A 17,255-nucleotide genomic window follows, 5' to 3' on the forward strand; every position below is an offset into this window, starting at 1 on the left:
TTATTACTTTTTATCAAGTCAAAGGGGGGCTATTAATTATATGTTAAATTTAATGGAGATTACTGAGAGTAATAAAGAAAGCTTAATTAGTGAACTTAAAGGTAGAGTTACAGAAACAGAACAAGAGATAATCTCAAGTGTAAATAGTATTCTATCAAGAGTGAAAAAAGATGGGGATAAAGCTTTATTTGAACTTACGAAGTCATTTGATAAGGTTGAACTTGAAACTTTAGAAGTGTCAACTCTTGAAATTGATGAATGTTTTAATAAAGTGGAGAAAGAGTTCATTGAAGCATTAGAAGAAGCTAAAGCAAATATAAAGGAGTATCACGAAAAACAAAAATCAAATGGATTTTTAATGACAAAAGATAAAGGAGTATACCTAGGGCAGAGAGTATTGCCTTTAGAAAGAGTTGGAGTTTATGTCCCTGGTGGAACCGCTGCTTATCCATCATCAGTGCTTATGAATGTAATACCTGCAAAAGTAGCAGGAGTAGATGAAATTGTTATGGTAACTCCACCAGATAAAAATGGAGGAATTAATCCATATATTGGAGTGGCTGCGAGAATAGCAGGAATTAATAAAATATATAAAGTTGGAGGAGCACAAGCTGTTGCGGCTTTGGCTTATGGAACAGAAAGCATTAAAAAGGTTGATAAAATTGTTGGACCAGGAAATATATTTGTTGCTACTGCAAAGAAATTGGTATTTGGAGAAGTTGATATAGATATGATTGCAGGGCCTAGTGAAATATTGGTTATTGCTGATGAAAAATCTAATCCGAGTTTTGTAGCAGCAGATTTAATGTCACAGGCAGAGCATGATAAATTAGCATCATCAATATTAATCACAACATCAAAAGAATTACACAAGAGAGTTGAGATGGAGTTGGAACGACAAGTAAAGACTCTTGAAAGAGAAGAAATAATAAGAACTTCTCTTAAAAACTTTGGAAGCACAATAATTTGCAGAACAATAGAAGAATGTATTGACATTTCTAATTCTATAGCGCCAGAGCATTTAGAACTAATGGTAGATGATCCAATGAAATATTTAGGTATGGTTAGAAATGCAGGGTCTGTATTTTTAGGAAGATACTGTCCAGAGCCTATAGGAGACTATTTTGGGGGAACAAATCATGTATTACCTACAAGTGGTACAGCAAGGTTTTTTTCACCGTTATCAGTTGATAGTTTTATAAAAAAATCTTCTTTCATTTATTATTCAGAAGAAGCACTTATGGAAAATGGAGAAAAAATTATAACATTAGCAAGCAAGGAAGGACTTACAGCTCATGCTAATTCTGTGAAAGTGAGATTAGAGAATGGGAACTTATAATGAGTATATAAATTCGTATGATGAGTATACAATAAATCTAGATAGCAATGAAATTTATCTAGAGATGGACCCAAAGATACTAATGAAAATGAAATCTTGCTTAACTAATGTACTTTTCCATAGGTATCCTACAAATGAGATGACTACCATTAAAGAATTATATGCAAATTATGCCAATATAGAGAGCAAAAATATAATTGTAGGAAATGGGTCTGATGAAATGCTTGAACTTGTTGTAAGTAAGGCTATTAAAAATGGAAAGAAGGCATTAACTCTAGGACCAGATTTTACAATGTATGATTTTTTTGTTTCAAGATTTGGTGGAGAATTAAAGAAATATGATATAGGCAAAACTATGAATTTTAATGTTCAGGAATTTATAAATATAGGAAAACAAGAAGCCGTAGATCTAATTATTTTTTCAAATCCCAATAATCCTACTGGAATTGGAATAGAGTTAGAAGATATAGTTAGTATTTTAGAAGTTTTTAAAAATACAGTTGTTCTTGTGGATGAGGCTTATTATGAGTTCTACGGAAAATCAATGATTCCATATATAAATAAATATAAAAATTTGGTTGTTACAAGAACCTTGTCAAAGGCTTGGGGGCTTGCATCGTTGAGAGTAGGATTTTTGATAACTCATGAAAATAATATTTCTGAATTATTAAATTATAAAATTCCGTATACAATAAGTTCGTTTTCGCAAAATTTAGCCTCAATGGCTTTGAGATATCCAGAAAATGTCGTTAAAAATGCAAAACAAATAGTTAAACAAAGAGAAGAATTATATGGGAATTTAAAAGAGGTTGAAAAAAATGCTGCAATGAAAATACAATTCTATCCGTCAAAGGGAAACTACATTTTTGGACGAACACCTCATAAGGAAGCTCTTATTAAGGGACTTGAGAGTAATGGGATAATAATTAGAAATTTTAATGATGACAGCTTCAGAATTACAGTTGGCTCACCAATGCAAAATAGGAAAGTAGTTGAAGGAATAAAGAAGATTTTTATATATGTATAAATACTGGCATATTTAGGAAAGTGATAAGTTGGTATGTTGATTTATTTAAATGGATAATCTTCTGCCCAATAAAAAATAATCATATCATCTGCATATTATTTTCTTAGATATGCTTGACTATAGAAAGATTATGTTTTATATAGGTATTATTAATATATAGAATTCTTTTGGAACACTATATTTAAAATACAATTATTCGTTTTAAGGAGAATTAGTATGTCAGATAGAAGCTCAAGAAGAGAAAGAATAACTAAAGAAACTAGTGTTAGGGTAGAAATTGACTTAGATGGAAACGGGAATAGTGAAATAAATACAGGGATTGGATTTCTAGACCATATGTTAACTTTGTTTTCATTTAATAGTAAGGTTGACTTGAATGTATTTGCTAAAGGTGATTCATATGTATGTGATCATCATACGATAGAAGACATCGGAATAACATTAGGGGAAGCATTCAAAGAATCACTAGGAGATAAGCATGGAATAAACAGATATGGAACTTTTTATGTACCAATGGATGAAACGCTTGCTTTAGCGTCAATTGATGTGAGCAATAGACCTTTTTTGGTTTTTGATTGTGATTTTAAGAGAGAAAAAGTTGGAGAAATGTCAACTGAAATGGTGGTTGAATTTTTCAGAGCCTTTGCATTTAATGCCGGAATAACACTTCATTTAAAAGTTTTATACGGTGAAAATGATCATCATAAAATAGAAGCCTTATTTAAAGCTTTTGGAAGAGCAATTAAAGAAGCTATATCTAGAAGTAGTGATAATGATATACCATCTACTAAAGGAAGTTTATAAAAAATTATAAAAAAGAAAAATGAATAATTATGATTATTAATAAGATATTTATAAAATTTGGGGAATAGAGATGTTAATTTATCATTTGTTATTCATTTTAATCTTTATTATAGGAGGGGGTTATATAATGATAGTTATAATAGACTATGGAATGGGAAATTTAAAAAGCGTTAAGAATGCCTTGGATTATCTTGAGATTGAAAATAAGATTTCATGTAATGAAGATGAAATCAGAGATGCTGATGCGTTAATATTACCAGGTGTTGGAGCGTTCCCTGATGCTATGGAGACTATTGAAAAATTATCTTTAGACAAAATAATATCAGAAGAAGTAAGAAAGAATAAACCGCTTCTTGGAATATGTCTCGGTATGCAATTATTATTTGAAAATGGATTTGAAGGAATTGAAAGAAAAGGCCTCGGCTTATTAAAAGGTAATATTATTAAAATGAAAGATGATAAAGTTAATAATATAAAGAGCCCACATATCGGTTGGAATGATTTGGTGTTTAGTAGAAGCGATGAACTTCTTAGAGGTATAGATGAAGGGGAATTTGTCTATTATGTGCATTCTTATTTTGCACAAGGTTATAATGATGAAGATTTGGTGGCATACAGCGAATACGGGAAAAATAAGATACCAGGTGTTGTTAGGTGCAAAAATGTAATAGGGGCTCAATTTCATCCGGAAAAAAGTGGATCTGTAGGCTTGGCTATTTTAAAAAATTTTGGGGAGTTGATTAAATGATAATTTTACCAGCAATTGATATAATTGATGGCAAGCCAGTAAGATTGTATCAGGGAGATTATAATAAAAAAGAAATTGTTGCAGATGATGTGTTTGAAACAGCAAAATCTTTTCAAGATATAGGAGCGGAATATATACATTTAGTAGATTTAGATGGGGCTAAAAATGGAAGTAATCAAAATCATGAGTTAGTAATCAAAATTGCTAAAGAACTTAATATTCCTGTGGAACTAGGTGGCGGAATAAGATCTTTTGAAACTATCAAATATCTTTTAGATAATGGCGTAGCAAGAGTAATTCTAGGAACAATAGCAATGGAAGATGAGGAGTTACTAAAAAAGGCAATATCAATATATGGCAGTAAGATAGCAGTGGGAATAGACTGCAAAGACGGTAAAGTATACGGAAGAGGATGGCTTGCGGCTAGTGAGCTAGAGTATATAGAATTTGCTGAAAAGATGGAGAATATAGGTGTTAAAAATATAATAGTGACTGATATTAGTAAGGATGGAACTTTAGAAGGACCTAATGTGGAAATGCTTAAAAAACTTAAAGAAACAGTAAGTATTGATATTACAGCTTCTGGCGGAATTAAGGATATTGAAAATATAAAAGAATTAAAAGATATAGGCTTATATGGGGCAATAACAGGTAAAGCTATATATGCTAGAACATTGTCTTTAGAAAAAGCAATAGAAATTTCTAAAGAGGGGAGATAAATGAATGCATACTAAGAGAATTATTCCATGTCTTGATGTAAAAGAAGGAAGAGTTGTTAAAGGAGTTAATTTTGAGGGGTTGGTCGATGTAGGCGATCCTGTTGCGCTTGCAGAATATTATAATAGTCAAGGTGCAGATGAATTAGTATTCCTAGATATAACAGCAACTCATGAAAGACGGGGCATAATGGAAAAAGTTGTTCAAAGTGTAGCTGAAAAAATTTTTATCCCATTTACAGTAGGCGGTGGGCTTCAAACTTTAGATGATATAAAGTTAATACTTAGAGCAGGAGCAGATAAGGTGAGCTTAAACTCAGCAGCTGTTAGAAATAAAATGCTTATAAAAGAAGGAGCTTTCTATTTTGGAAGTCAATGTATAGTATTGGCAGCTGATGCAAAGAAAAGAACTGATAATACAGGATGGAACGTTGTAATAAACGGAGGAAGAATTGATACAGGACTGGATCTGCTAAAGTGGATTGAAGAAGCAACAGCGCTTGGAGCTGGAGAAATTCTTTTAACATCTATGGATGCAGATGGAACTAAAAAAGGCTTTGATTTGGAATTAACAAAAGCTGTAAGTAATATAACTAATGTTCCAGTAATAGCTTCAGGTGGATGCGGTTGTTTAGAAGATTTTTATGATGTATTTAAGAATAATATAGCGGATGCAGCACTTGCCGCTTCTCTTTTTCACTATGGGGAATTAACTGTTGATGAAGTTAAGAGATATTTACATGATAAAAATATTTCAGTACGTATATAAGTTTAATATTATATAAAAAAGCAAATAGCTAGTATATACCTGAAGGGAGAAGAATTGTATGGAGAGTTGCAAGAGAGTAGAGCAAGTTGATTTTGAAAAGATGAATGGATTGATTCCAACTATAGTTCAAGATTATAAAACTAAAGAGGTTTTAATGTTAGCCTATATGTCAAAAGAAAGTTTAAATAAGACATTAGAAGATAATACAACTTGGTTTTATAGTAGAAGTAGAGATGAACTTTGGAATAAAGGAGCAACTTCGGGACATTTTCAGTATGTGAAAGAAATAAAAATAGATTGTGATAATGATACTATTTTGATATTAGCTGAACAAGTTGGGGCTGCATGTCATACAGGAAATAGAACTTGTTTTTATAGAGATTTGTAATTTATAGATGGGAAGTATTGGAGGATTAAAAATGGATGAAAATATAAGAGCTTTATATGAGACTATATTAAAAAGAAAAACGGAAGGTGAAGAGGGATCCTATACGAAGTATCTTTTTGAAAAGGGAACAAACAAGATATTAAAAAAAGTTGGAGAAGAATGTACGGAAGTTATAATTAGTTGTAAAGAAAATAATAAAGAAGAACAGATAAATGAGATTTGTGATCTTACTTATCACTTACTTGTTCTAATGGCTCAAATGAATATTTCAATTGAAGAAGTAGGAGCAGAATTGGAAAAGAGGAGAACTAAAATTAATAATTTTAAAGGTGAGAGAAAACCGATAACAAATGTTTAAATAAATTCTATTTGTAATTAATCGGTATTATAAGTATAAAAGTAGGATTGTTTGTCTGAACAATCCTTTTTTTGATGTTAAGATGCTGAAATCTGAATAACATAAGTTTTAGAATTACAAAATTTTAACGGTTGATTGTCAATTATAAGTTGAGTATTATAATATTAGATAAACACAAAGTAAGTTTTTTTATTAATTATAGGCAAGAATACTTATAATATCAAATATAAAAAAGAAAACCTGTATATATAGTACAGGTTTTCGCATGTCCACTCGAGAAAGGAAATAAATGAACATGTTATTGTGGGTTTATAAAATTTTATGGCGATAAACCATAAAGTGTATGGGCATATTTGTTACAATATTGATAATTTAATTATACAATAATCACAAAAAAAAACAATAATTTTTTATATTATGACAATTAAAATATAAGGGGAATAAGTAAGGTTTACGTTGCTAAGTAAATGTCTTTTTGTATAGAAAAAATTATAAGAATTTATAGGTGTATAATATAGATATTATGTAGAAACTAATTTAAATTTGATATAGATTTAGAAGTGAAAATTTTTAATTATTATATTAATATATAAATTCAATATTAAAATATATAATGACAAGTTTAAAAATAAAATAATATGTGTAGGAGAAAAAAATGATTAAAATATATAAGGAAGACTTATTGAAAAACACTATAGATTATGAAGAGTATTCAGAAAATGTTTGTAAATTAACACTAGAGGAACTTAAAAAAGAAGGGTTATTGCAATGCGGAGGCTGCTGTTTAAAGGGAGAAAATAAAAAGGATAAGTGCTCAAATTGTAATAGCAAGAACAGTTGTAAAAAATAATATTATCTTTTGATCTAGGATTATATGATTACAAAAATATAAAATATATTGTAGATTTAAACAAAAGAATAATATATAATGAATTTGTTTATATTATAATACATTAGAAAGATTTGGAGGGGGCCATCTTTGGGAAAGCCAAGTATTTTTAGTAGAGAATATGAAAAAAGGATGAAGCGAAGAAGAAGAAATGCGATAATAATATTTTTGGCAATAATATTAATAACATCTGCGCTATCAATTAAAATAGCGTATAATCCAATAGATTATAAAAATATTAAACAAAATATACAGGCATGGATTGATAGTGATACTAATAATTCTTCAGAACAAACTAAAGCAGAAAAAGAAGAAACATCTGATGAAAAAAAAGATGAGGAGGTAGTTGAAGAAGAGCCTCAAAAACCGGTAGAAGAATATATAAATATAACTCTAGCGAGTGGAAATATTGCAAAAGCAATTTATGTAGATGATGCTAATGCTGGAAAAGTTTTTAAAACTTTAGATACTAATGATAGTGGTGTTAGTTACAGCATAAGTCCATCTGGTAAGGAAATAATTGTAGGAGATACAAATTCAATAATTACTCTATATAATTTAGATGGAACAAACAAGGTGATATCAAAAGATCAATATGTATCTACAAGTGGAAGTGTTTTTACTAAAGAAGCTACAATTCAATCAAATCCAAAATACTTATGGAATCAGAATCCAAAATTTATTAGTGAAGATAAAATAATATTTGTAACTAATAGGCCATATTTTGGAGCTGGAAATCTTAAAAAGTATGTATGGATGACTGATATTTCAAATAATGAAGATAAGGTTATCTGGGATTTAGCTGGAGCTAATATAGAAATTGGTGAAAAGGAAGAAAAAGGCGTTAAAATTACTGTTGATGGTAGAGTTTATTTTATCGATGTAAATGGTAATTATATTCAATAGAGATAATATTAATAAATTATTTGATAAGATTTAAGTGTTTATGGTATAATGACTTAGTTAAATTAGATGCACACTATTTAGGAGGAAAGAATAAAATGAAAGCTAAAGTGGAAAAAATAGAAACAAATGTGATAAAATTAGAAATAAGGGTTGAAGCTGAAAAATTCGATGCAGCATTAACTAAAGCTTATAATAAGAATAAGAGCAGATATAATATACCTGGATTTAGAAAAGGAAAAGTTCCTATGGCAATGGTTAAAAAGTTCTATGGAGTTGAAGTATTCTATGATGATGCTGTTAATTTTGCTATAGATGAATCATATCCAGAAGCATTAAATGCAGAAAATATTAGACCTGTAGATTATCCACAAGTTGATATAGTAGAATTAGGAGAAGGTAAAGAATTAGTTTATACTGCTACAGTTACTACTTATCCAGAAGTAGAACTTGGAGAGTATAAAGGATTAGATATAAAGAAGCCTGTATATGAAGTAGAAGATACTGAAATAGATAAGCAAATTAAAGAAATGCAAGAAAAAAATGCTAGAATAGAAGTTAAAACAGAGGGAAATATAGCTAAAGGGGATATAGCTGTTATTGATTTCAAAGGATACATAGATGGAGTTGCTTTTGAAGGTGGAGAAGGCTCTGATTATTCTTTAGAAATAGGTTCTGGTACTTTCATTGATAATTTTGAAGAACAATTAATCGGTTTAGCAGTTGGGGACAAAAAAGAAGTAAATGTTACTTTCCCAGAAGCTTACGGAAAAGAAGAATTAAACGGAAAACCAGCAATGTTTGAAGTCGAAATTAAGTCAATTAAAGTTAAAGAATTGCCAGAATTAGATGATGAATTTGCTAAAGATGTATCAGCAGTTGACACATTTGCAGAATTAAAAGAAAATCTTAAAAAGACATTAGAAAAAAATAACGATGAAAAAGCAGAAAGAGAATTCGAAGAAGCTGTTATAACTGCAGTAATTGAAAACTCAAAAATGGATATTCCAGAAGTTATGGTAAATAAAGAAATTGATGCCATGATGCAAGATCTTGAAGGAAGATTAAAATATCAAGGTTTAAGCTTAGAACAATATATGGAATTCACAGGAAATACAACTGAAAAAATGAGAGACTTTATGAAAGAAAATGCAGAAAGAAAAGTTAAAGCTGATTTAGTTCTTGAAGCTATTGCAAAAACAGAAGAAATTAAAGCAACTGAAGAAGAATTAAATGCAAGAGCTTTAGAATTAGGAAAGATTTATGGACCAAAAGACCCAGAAAAAATGGCTAAAATCTTAGTTAAGTCTCAAAGAAACATGATTGAAAAAGACATAATATTAGAAAATACTTTAAAATTCTTAAAAGAAAATTGCAAATAATTTATTTTAATATATAATATAAAATAAGAATGCTAATTATAAATTGCCAGAAAAAAATTTTTTTCTGGCAATTTATTCAAATAATAATTAACAAAGTAATAAAAAAAATATATAATTAGAATTAGAAAAAGTATAATAGTAAAAGGAGGATTTATATGGCTTTAGTACCTATGGTTGTAGAACAAACAAGTAGAGGAGAACGTTCCTATGATATATTTTCAAGATTATTAAAAGAAAGAATAATCATGTTAAGTGGAGAAGTAAATGATGATAGTGCTAATTTAATAGTAGCACAATTATTATTTTTAGAAAGTGAAGATCCAGATAAAGATATATATCTATATATAAATAGTCCAGGAGGATCAATAACAGCTGGAAATGCTATATATGATACTATGCAATATATTAAGTGTGACGTATCAACAATATGTATAGGAATGGCAGCTTCAATGGGAGCATTTTTACTTTCTTCTGGAACAAAAGGAAAGAGATTTGCACTTCCAAACGCTGAAGTTATGATACATCAACCACTAGGCGGTTTTCAAGGTCAAGCAACAGATTTTGAAATACATGCTAAAAGAATATTAAAGATGAAAGAAACTTTAAATAGAATTTTAAGTGAAAATACTGGTAAGCCTTTAGAAACAATTAAAGCAGATGTAGAAAGAGATAACTTCATGTCTGCAGAAGAAGCTAAAGCTTATGGGTTAGTTGATGAAGTAATAACTACGCATAAAATAGGAAAAGATAAATAAGATTGAATTTTCAATTTATACGTTTTTAAGTGAGGTGAATGTATGGCTAAATATGATGAAAAGAAGCAGTTAAAGTGTTCTTTCTGCGGCAAAACTCAAGAACAAGTAAAAAGATTAATTGCAGGTCCTGGAGTATATATTTGTGATGAATGTATTGATTTATGTTCTGAAATTATAGCAGATGAATTCCAAGAAACTGTTGATTTTGACCCTAAAAGTGTACCAAAGCCAAATGAGATTAAAGAATACTTAGATTCTTATGTCATTGGGCAAGAAAGAGCAAAAAAATCTTTAGCAGTAGCAGTTTATAATCATTATAAAAGAATTAATACTAATAAAGAAGATATTGATGTTGAATTATCAAAAAGTAACATTTTACTACTAGGGCCAACTGGTTCAGGTAAAACACTACTTGCTCAAACATTAGCAAGATTTTTAAATGTACCTTTTGCAATTGCTGATGCTACAACATTAACAGAAGCTGGATATGTTGGAGAAGATGTAGAAAACATTCTTCTTAAACTAATACAGAATGCAGATTATGATGTAGAAAAAGCTGAAAGAGGCATTATTTATATAGATGAAATAGATAAAATTGCTAGAAAATCAGAAAATCCATCTATTACTCGTGATGTATCAGGTGAAGGTGTTCAACAAGCATTGTTAAAGATACTAGAAGGAACTGTTGCATCTGTTCCTCCACAAGGTGGAAGAAAACATCCTCATCAAGAGTTTATCCAAATAAATACTTCTAATATATTATTTATTTGTGGTGGAGCTTTTGATGGTGTTGATAAGATAATAGAAAATAGAACAAGAAAGAGTTCTATGGGATTTGGAGCACAAATTCAAGCTAAACATGAAAAGGATGTTGGAAGCTTACTTAAAGAAATTATGCCAGCAGACTTATTAAAGTTTGGGCTAATTCCTGAATTTGTTGGAAGACTTCCAATACTAGTTACGTTAGAGTCTTTAGATAAAGAAGCTTTAATTCAAATTTTAACTAAACCTAAAAATGCTCTTGTAAAGCAATATAAGAAATTATTCGAGTTAGATGATGTTAAGTTAGAGTTTGACGAAAAGTCATTAATCGCAATAGCAGAAGAAGCGATTAGCAGACAGACAGGTGCTAGAGGTTTAAGAGCTATTATTGAAGATATAATGAATGAAATAATGTATGAGATACCTTCTGACAATAGAATAACTAATGTTATAATAACTGAAGAGGCTATTAAAGAGAAAAAGCAGCCTAGAATTGAAAGAGTAGAAGAAGGAAAGATTAGACCTACTTTAGTAAAAGCTAGAACTAAGAAAGATATTGAATCAGCTTAATTATTAGCGAGAATAATAAGTCAGTATATATTTTTTAATATATACTGACTTATTTAGCGTTTTTTACAAGTTTTTAGTATTTTAAATATTGGATTATTTTTATTTATATTTCAAAATCAAGAATATATTTGCAATAATAAGCAAATAATACTAATAATAAAAATTGAAGGAGGCAAAGTATATTTACTTTAGTAATAATAAGGAAAATAATGTATATATTAGTAAAGGTAAGTATATTTAAAGATTATGACAAATATATTAATGATTTTGCAAATTATAGTTCTAATTCTCATGGTTTATGTTATGTGTAATGCAATAAGTAAACCACAAAAAAATAGGGAGATAATAATTGATAGGGAAAATACTAAGGAATTAAATAATCTAAATAGATTAAGACAAATAAGTTTATCTAAGCCACTTACTGAAAAAAGTAGACCATCTAGCTTTGATGAGGTAATAGGGCAAGAAAAAGGTATTAAAGCATTAAAGGCTGCTCTTTGCGGACCGAATCCTCAACATGTTATAATTTACGGACCACCAGGGGTTGGAAAGACGGCGGCAGCTAGATTGGTGTTGGAGGAAGCTAGAAAATCTAAACTATCGCCATTTACAGAAAAGTCAAAATTTGTTGAGTTAGATGCAACCACATTGAGATTTGATGAGAGAGGAATAGCAGATCCGCTAATAGGTTCAGTGCATGATCCGATTTATCAAGGAGCTGGTTCTTTAGGTATAGCTGGAATTCCGCAACCAAAGGCAGGAGCTGTTACAAAAGCTCATGGAGGTGTATTATTTTTAGATGAGATTGGAGAGCTTCATCCAATTGAGTTAAATAAGTTATTAAAGGTATTAGAAGATAGAAAAGTGTTTTTAGATAGTTCATATTATAGTTCAGAAGATGCTAATATGCCTAAGTACATAAAGGAAGTATTTGAGAATGGGCTTCCTGCAGATTTTCGATTAATAGGAGCAACAACAAGAGCGCCACATGAAATCATACCAGCTATAAGATCAAGATGTGTTGAAATCTTTTTTAGAGCATTATTGCCTGAAGAAATAGAGAAAATAGCTGAAAATTGTGTTAATAAAGTTGGATTGCAAATTTCAAAAGATGGTGTTGAAGAAGTAAGTAAATATTGCACAAATGGTAGAGAAGTAATAAATTTGATTCAGCTGGCGTCTGGAATTGCTATTAATGAAGATAGAAGTGAGATTACATTAGATGATATTAAATGGGTATTAGAGAATGGACAGTATAATAAAATAATTTCAAATAAGATACCATCTCAATCTAGAGTTGGGGTTGTTAATGGATTAGCAGTATATGGAGCAAACATTGGAATGTTAATGCCTCTTGAAGTTAGTTGTAAGAAAGTTACAGGTAGAAGAGGCGAACTTAAAATAACTGGAATAGTTGAAGAGGAAGAGATAACTAATAACAATAAAAAAATAAAAATGAAAAGCACTGCTTTTGCATCTGTTCAAAATGTGCTTACAGTATTAGATAATTTATTCGATTTATCAACTGATAGATATGATATACATGTAAATATATCAGGAGGAATTCCAGTTGATGGCCCATCAGCTGGTATAAGTATTGCAACAGCTATCTATAGCGCTATAACTAAACAGAAAATAAATAGGTTTGTTGCTATGACTGGAGAAATAAGCATATTAGGGTCTGTAAAAGCTATAGGAGGAGTTAAGGCCAAAATATCTGCAGCCTTTAAAGCTGGTGCAAAAAAAGTTATAATTCCACAAGAAAATTATGATGAATCACTACATGAAATATGTGAAATAGAAATAATTCCTGTAACAAATTTTAAAGAGGTAATTAAGTTGGCTATAGAAGAAGATATAATTAATGAAAGTGAGCGAGAAATATTATCAGCTGAAGGCAATAACATTTTGAATAACTTGTAAAGTTATATTTTTAATTAGTACAGTAAAATATGAATAAATCTTAATATTTTTACACTTTTTCTTTTAAAATTAATATATTATGTTATAATAGATAAACTAAATAGTATTTATAGTAATGTATATGCTGTTTTATTAAATAAAATTATTGTAAGTTTACAAAGCAAGTGACTAGGTATACTTGTTTTGTAAACTATACAATATATAATGAGTTTTTTATTTTTAGAATCATTGAAAAAAATATTTATTATGTGTATACTAGATAAGTCAAAATAAATAATGTAATTAAGATATGGGGGGAAATAGTACTATGAAAAAGCTATATACGATTCCGCTAATTCCTTTAAGAGGATTGACTGTTTTTCCTAGTGTGGTTGTACATTTTGATGTGGGAAGAGAAAAATCCATAGCAGCTATTGAACAAGCTATGTTAGATGAACAAGAAGTTTTTCTTGTAGGCCAAAAAGATTCAATGATAGAAGAACCTAATCAAGATGAAATATATTCGATTGGAACCATATGTAAAATAAAGCAAATCTTAAAGATGTCTGATAATACTATTAGAGTTCTTGTGGAAGGCCAAGAAAGAGGTAAAATAGTTAAATATATAGAGGAAGAAGAAAGTTATATAAAAGTTTCAGTAAAAAAATTAGATGATAAAGTGGTTAAGAATGAGGAATTAGACGCCTATATTAAATTCTTGGATAAAGAATTTATGAAACTACTTAAGTTAAGTGAAGATAATTTTGGAGAAGCAGTTAAATCAATAGATTCACTGGAAAAACCAAGTCAGTTTGTAGACATGGTAGCTTCTTATGCAATAACTGATGAAAAGCTTAAGCAAGAAATTTTGGAAATAGTAGATATAACCAAGAGAGTAGAGAAAGTATTAGAAAGAATTAAAATAGAGATTTCTATAGCAAAAATCCAAAAAAAGATTGCTAATAAAGTAAAGAATACAGTTGCGAAAGAGCAGAAGGAATTTTATCTAAGAGAGCAGTTGCGTGCTATTCAAGAAGAATTAGGTGAAGATGATGAGGACAAGAAGGAAATAGCTAAGTATGAAGAAAAAATCAAGAAAGCTAAACTTCCTAGTGAAGTTAAAGAAAAGGTTAATTACGAGTTATCAAGACTTAAAAATATGAGTCCTACGTCATCAGAAGGCAATGTTGTAAAGGCATATTTAGACTGGGTATTGGATATCCCTTGGGGTAAGAATACAAAGGAAAATATTAATGTTGCTAAAGCAAGAGAGGTTTTAGATAATGAACACTATGGATTGGAAGACGTTAAAGATAGAATTATAGAGTATTTGGCAGTAAAACAATTCAGTAAGTCTCAAAAAGGACCTATTCTTTGTTTGGTTGGCCCTCCAGGTGTAGGAAAGACATCTATAGCAAAATCTATAGCTAATGCCATTAATAGAAAATATACAAGAATATCTGTAGGTGGAATGAAGGATGAAGCTGAAATAAGAGGTCATAGAAAGACATATGTTGGTGCGATTCCAGGTAGAATAGTCTATGCAATGAAAGAGGCAAAATCTATGAATCCATTAATGCTTTTTGATGAGATAGATAAAATTAGTTCAAGCTATAAAGGTGATCCATCTGATGCATTATTAGAAATATTAGATAGTGAGCAAAATAAAGATTTTAGAGATAGTTATTTAGAAGTGCCAATGGATTTGTCTAAGGTTATGTTTATAGCAACAGCAAACTCTTTAGAAACCATACCAAGGCCGCTTTTAGATAGAATGGAAGTTATTGAAGTATCTGGATATACGTATGAAGAAAAATTCAATATAGCTAAAAATCATCTTATTCCTAAGATATTTAAAGAACTTGATATTCCACAAGATAAAATTGAGATAGAAGATGATTCTATTAAAATGGTCATTGAAGGATATACAAGAGAATCAGGAGTTCGTGGGTTAGAAAGAAAATTAAGTTCTTTAATAAGAAAAGTATTAGCAGAAATGTTAAAAAGAGAACAAAAAGAATTTTTGATTAATAATGAAAGCGTTGAAAAATTATTAGGTAAGAAGACGTTTGATTTTGATCAAATAGACAAAGTGGACAAGGTTGGAGTAGTTACAGGAATGGCATGGACTGCATATGGAGGCGATACGCTTCCAATAGAAGCTATGGTTATGACTGGTTCAGGAAAACTTGAACTTACAGGTAAGCTTGGAGATGTTATGCAAGAGTCGGCAAGAACAGCATACAGTTATGTTAGAGCTAATGCGATTAAGTTTGGGATAAATGAAACTTTTTATAAGGAAAAGGATATTCATATTCACGCACCAGAAGGTGCAGTGCCTAAGGATGGTCCATCGGCAGGCGTGACTATGGTAACTGCACTTGTATCAGCACTATCTGGTAAGAAGGTTAAGCATAATGTAGCAATGACAGGTGAAGTTACATTAACAGGAAGAGTGCTTCCGATTGGTGGGCTAAAGGAAAAATCTTTAGCAGCATTTAGAGCAGGAGTAGATACTATAATAATTCCTAAAGAAAATGAGAAAGATATAGATAAGATACCGAATTCGATTAGAAATAGCTTGAATATTATTTCAGCTAAAGAAGTTAATGAGGTATTGAAAAATGCACTAATTGGAGAGGATACTAATGAGAATTAAGAAATCAGATTTTATTACGTCAGCAGTAAAGAAGAATCAATATCCTATAGATAATAGAGTGGAAGTTGCATTTGTTGGAAGATCTAATGTAGGAAAGAGTTCGCTGATAAATTCATTAACCAATAGAAAAAAACTTGCAAAGGTTAGTCAGACTCCAGGAAAAACTAGATTAGTTAACTTTTTTCTTATAAATGATGATTTTTATTTAGTTGATTTGCCTGGATATGGATATGCAAAAGTTTCAAAGGCGGAGAAGGATAGCTGGGGGAAAACTGTTGAAATGTATTTGACTGGAAGAGAACAGCTAAAAAGAGTTGTTTTGCTTGTAGATTCAAGGCATAAGCCAACAGGTGACGATATAATGATGCATGAATGGATAAAACACTTTGGTTATGATGTTATAGTAGTTGCTACAAAGAGCGATAAACTTACACGGAATGAATTGAAGAAAAACGAGAAGGTTATAAAAGAAACGCTCAAATTAAATCCAGATGACAAATTATATTTTTTCTCATCATTAAATAAAGATGGGAAAGATGAACTAATAGATAATCTTTTCTTAGAATTTGCGACAGATTTAGATTAGTAAAATACTTTTTATAAATTTTTGCATAATAGTAAACAAATAACCTCTTACAGATATAATATTTGTAAGAGGTTATTTCTATTTAAGTAATGACATTATTTCTTAAAATAGTTGATAAAAAATTTAAATAATTATAAGTTATAAAAAATAGTGTCAAAAATTTTAGGTAGGAATAATATATAGTATAAAAAAGAAAAAAATATTTCCAAGGAGGAATAAATATGGAGATGAATGATATCCTAAATGGTTTAAATTCATGTGATGACGATTGTTGTGATAACAGTTCTAGTTGCGGGCCAAACTTCGGAGGACCAGGTATAGGAGGATTTCCAGGAGCAGGTTATGGCTTTGGACAACAAGGATTTGGAAATGCTTGTGGCTGCGGATTTGGTAGCTGGATTTGGATTTTATTAATATTATTTTACTGTGGATGCGGCAGAAATAGACGAGGAAATGACTGCTGCTGTGAAAAAAAAGAATGCTGCTGTGAGAAAAAAGAGTGTTGCTGCGGTAGCGGAAGCGGAAGCTATGGTAGTGGATTCTTAAGCAACTGCTCACCATATTTGTTTATATTAGTAATACTATTCCTTTGCAATAATAACTTTAATGGTGGCTGTGGAATTGGAGGCGGATTCAATCCTGGCTTAGGCGGAGGATATAATAACAATTTTGGTTGCGGTGCTAGCTGCTAAAATTCT

Annotated in this window: 17 protein-coding genes; all 17 read left to right on the top strand. The window is 30.1% G+C overall.

Features of this window, described 5'->3' with window-relative positions; translation table 11 throughout:
* The first annotated feature begins 40 nt into the window (after positions 1–40).
* The 17 genes from hisD (at position 41) to ACJDTP_RS04740 (ending at position 17,249) form a co-directional block, all read left to right on the top strand.
* Complete coding sequence (gene hisD, locus ACJDTP_RS04660) at positions 41–1,339, top strand: histidinol dehydrogenase (protein ID WP_406760625.1); 1,299 nt, start codon at positions 41–43, stop codon at positions 1,337–1,339.
* A complete protein-coding gene (locus ACJDTP_RS04665; protein WP_077843487.1) occupies positions 1,326–2,366 on the top strand; it encodes a pyridoxal phosphate-dependent aminotransferase in 1,041 nt (346 codons plus the stop codon). Before hisD ends, ACJDTP_RS04665 begins: the two co-directional genes overlap by 14 nt.
* 216 nt (positions 2,367–2,582) lie before the next feature.
* On the top strand, positions 2,583–3,170 hold the full coding sequence (gene hisB / locus ACJDTP_RS04670; protein WP_041895193.1) for an imidazoleglycerol-phosphate dehydratase HisB: 588 nt from the start codon (positions 2,583–2,585) through the stop codon (positions 3,168–3,170).
* Between the two features lie 127 nt (positions 3,171–3,297).
* Complete coding sequence (gene hisH / locus ACJDTP_RS04675) at positions 3,298–3,918, top strand: imidazole glycerol phosphate synthase subunit HisH (protein WP_406760626.1); 621 nt, start codon at positions 3,298–3,300, stop codon at positions 3,916–3,918.
* Positions 3,915–4,637 (top strand): 1-(5-phosphoribosyl)-5-[(5-phosphoribosylamino)methylideneamino]imidazole-4-carboxamide isomerase, encoded by a 723-nt coding sequence (hisA, locus tag ACJDTP_RS04680; RefSeq protein WP_077843489.1) that lies wholly within the window; start codon positions 3,915–3,917, stop codon positions 4,635–4,637. The genes hisH and hisA overlap by 4 nt, the downstream gene beginning before the upstream one ends.
* A 4-nt stretch (positions 4,638–4,641) precedes the next feature.
* A complete protein-coding gene (gene hisF / locus ACJDTP_RS04685) occupies positions 4,642–5,403 on the top strand; it encodes an imidazole glycerol phosphate synthase subunit HisF (protein ID WP_077837956.1) in 762 nt (253 codons plus the stop codon).
* Between the two features lie 58 nt (positions 5,404–5,461).
* On the top strand, positions 5,462–5,791 hold the full coding sequence (gene hisI / locus ACJDTP_RS04690) for a phosphoribosyl-AMP cyclohydrolase (protein ID WP_077837955.1): 330 nt from the start codon (positions 5,462–5,464) through the stop codon (positions 5,789–5,791).
* A gap of 31 nt (positions 5,792–5,822) precedes the next feature.
* Entirely contained in the window at positions 5,823–6,149 is a 327-nt protein-coding gene (gene hisE, locus ACJDTP_RS04695) for a phosphoribosyl-ATP diphosphatase (protein WP_077837954.1), read from the top strand.
* A gap of 655 nt (positions 6,150–6,804) precedes the next feature.
* Entirely contained in the window at positions 6,805–6,999 is a 195-nt protein-coding gene (locus tag ACJDTP_RS04700; RefSeq protein WP_077837953.1) for a hypothetical protein, read from the top strand.
* A 129-nt stretch (positions 7,000–7,128) separates the two neighbouring features.
* On the top strand, positions 7,129–7,944 hold the full coding sequence (locus ACJDTP_RS04705) for a hypothetical protein (RefSeq protein WP_406760627.1): 816 nt from the start codon (positions 7,129–7,131) through the stop codon (positions 7,942–7,944).
* 95 nt (positions 7,945–8,039) lie between these two features.
* On the top strand, positions 8,040–9,323 hold the full coding sequence (tig, locus tag ACJDTP_RS04710) for a trigger factor (RefSeq protein ID WP_077837951.1): 1,284 nt from the start codon (positions 8,040–8,042) through the stop codon (positions 9,321–9,323).
* 155 nt (positions 9,324–9,478) lie between these two features.
* Positions 9,479–10,078, top strand: coding sequence for an ATP-dependent Clp endopeptidase proteolytic subunit ClpP (gene clpP / locus ACJDTP_RS04715; RefSeq protein WP_077837950.1), 600 nt, complete (start codon positions 9,479–9,481; stop codon positions 10,076–10,078).
* A 42-nt stretch (positions 10,079–10,120) separates the two neighbouring features.
* Positions 10,121–11,410 carry an ATP-dependent Clp protease ATP-binding subunit ClpX gene (gene clpX / locus ACJDTP_RS04720; RefSeq protein WP_011968662.1) on the top strand — a complete coding sequence of 430 codons (1,290 nt, stop codon included), beginning with the start codon at positions 10,121–10,123 and terminating at the stop codon, positions 11,408–11,410.
* Between the two features lie 246 nt (positions 11,411–11,656).
* Complete coding sequence (gene lonB / locus ACJDTP_RS04725) at positions 11,657–13,333, top strand: ATP-dependent protease LonB (RefSeq protein WP_077837949.1); 1,677 nt, start codon at positions 11,657–11,659, stop codon at positions 13,331–13,333.
* Positions 13,334–13,640: 307 nt separating this feature from the next.
* Entirely contained in the window at positions 13,641–15,971 is a 2,331-nt protein-coding gene (gene lon / locus ACJDTP_RS04730) for an endopeptidase La (protein WP_077843491.1), read from the top strand.
* Complete coding sequence (gene yihA, locus ACJDTP_RS04735) at positions 15,961–16,557, top strand: ribosome biogenesis GTP-binding protein YihA/YsxC (RefSeq protein WP_077843492.1); 597 nt, start codon at positions 15,961–15,963, stop codon at positions 16,555–16,557. The genes lon and yihA overlap by 11 nt, the downstream gene beginning before the upstream one ends.
* 221 nt (positions 16,558–16,778) lie before the next feature.
* Positions 16,779–17,249 carry a hypothetical protein gene (locus ACJDTP_RS04740; protein WP_077843493.1) on the top strand — a complete coding sequence of 157 codons (471 nt, stop codon included), beginning with the start codon at positions 16,779–16,781 and terminating at the stop codon, positions 17,247–17,249.
* Positions 17,250–17,255 lie beyond the last annotated feature (6 nt).

Origin of the sequence: Candidatus Clostridium helianthi, from assembly GCF_045310795.1 — a bacterium.
GTDB classification, from domain to species: Bacteria; Bacillota; Clostridia; order Clostridiales; family Clostridiaceae; genus Clostridium; species Clostridium helianthi.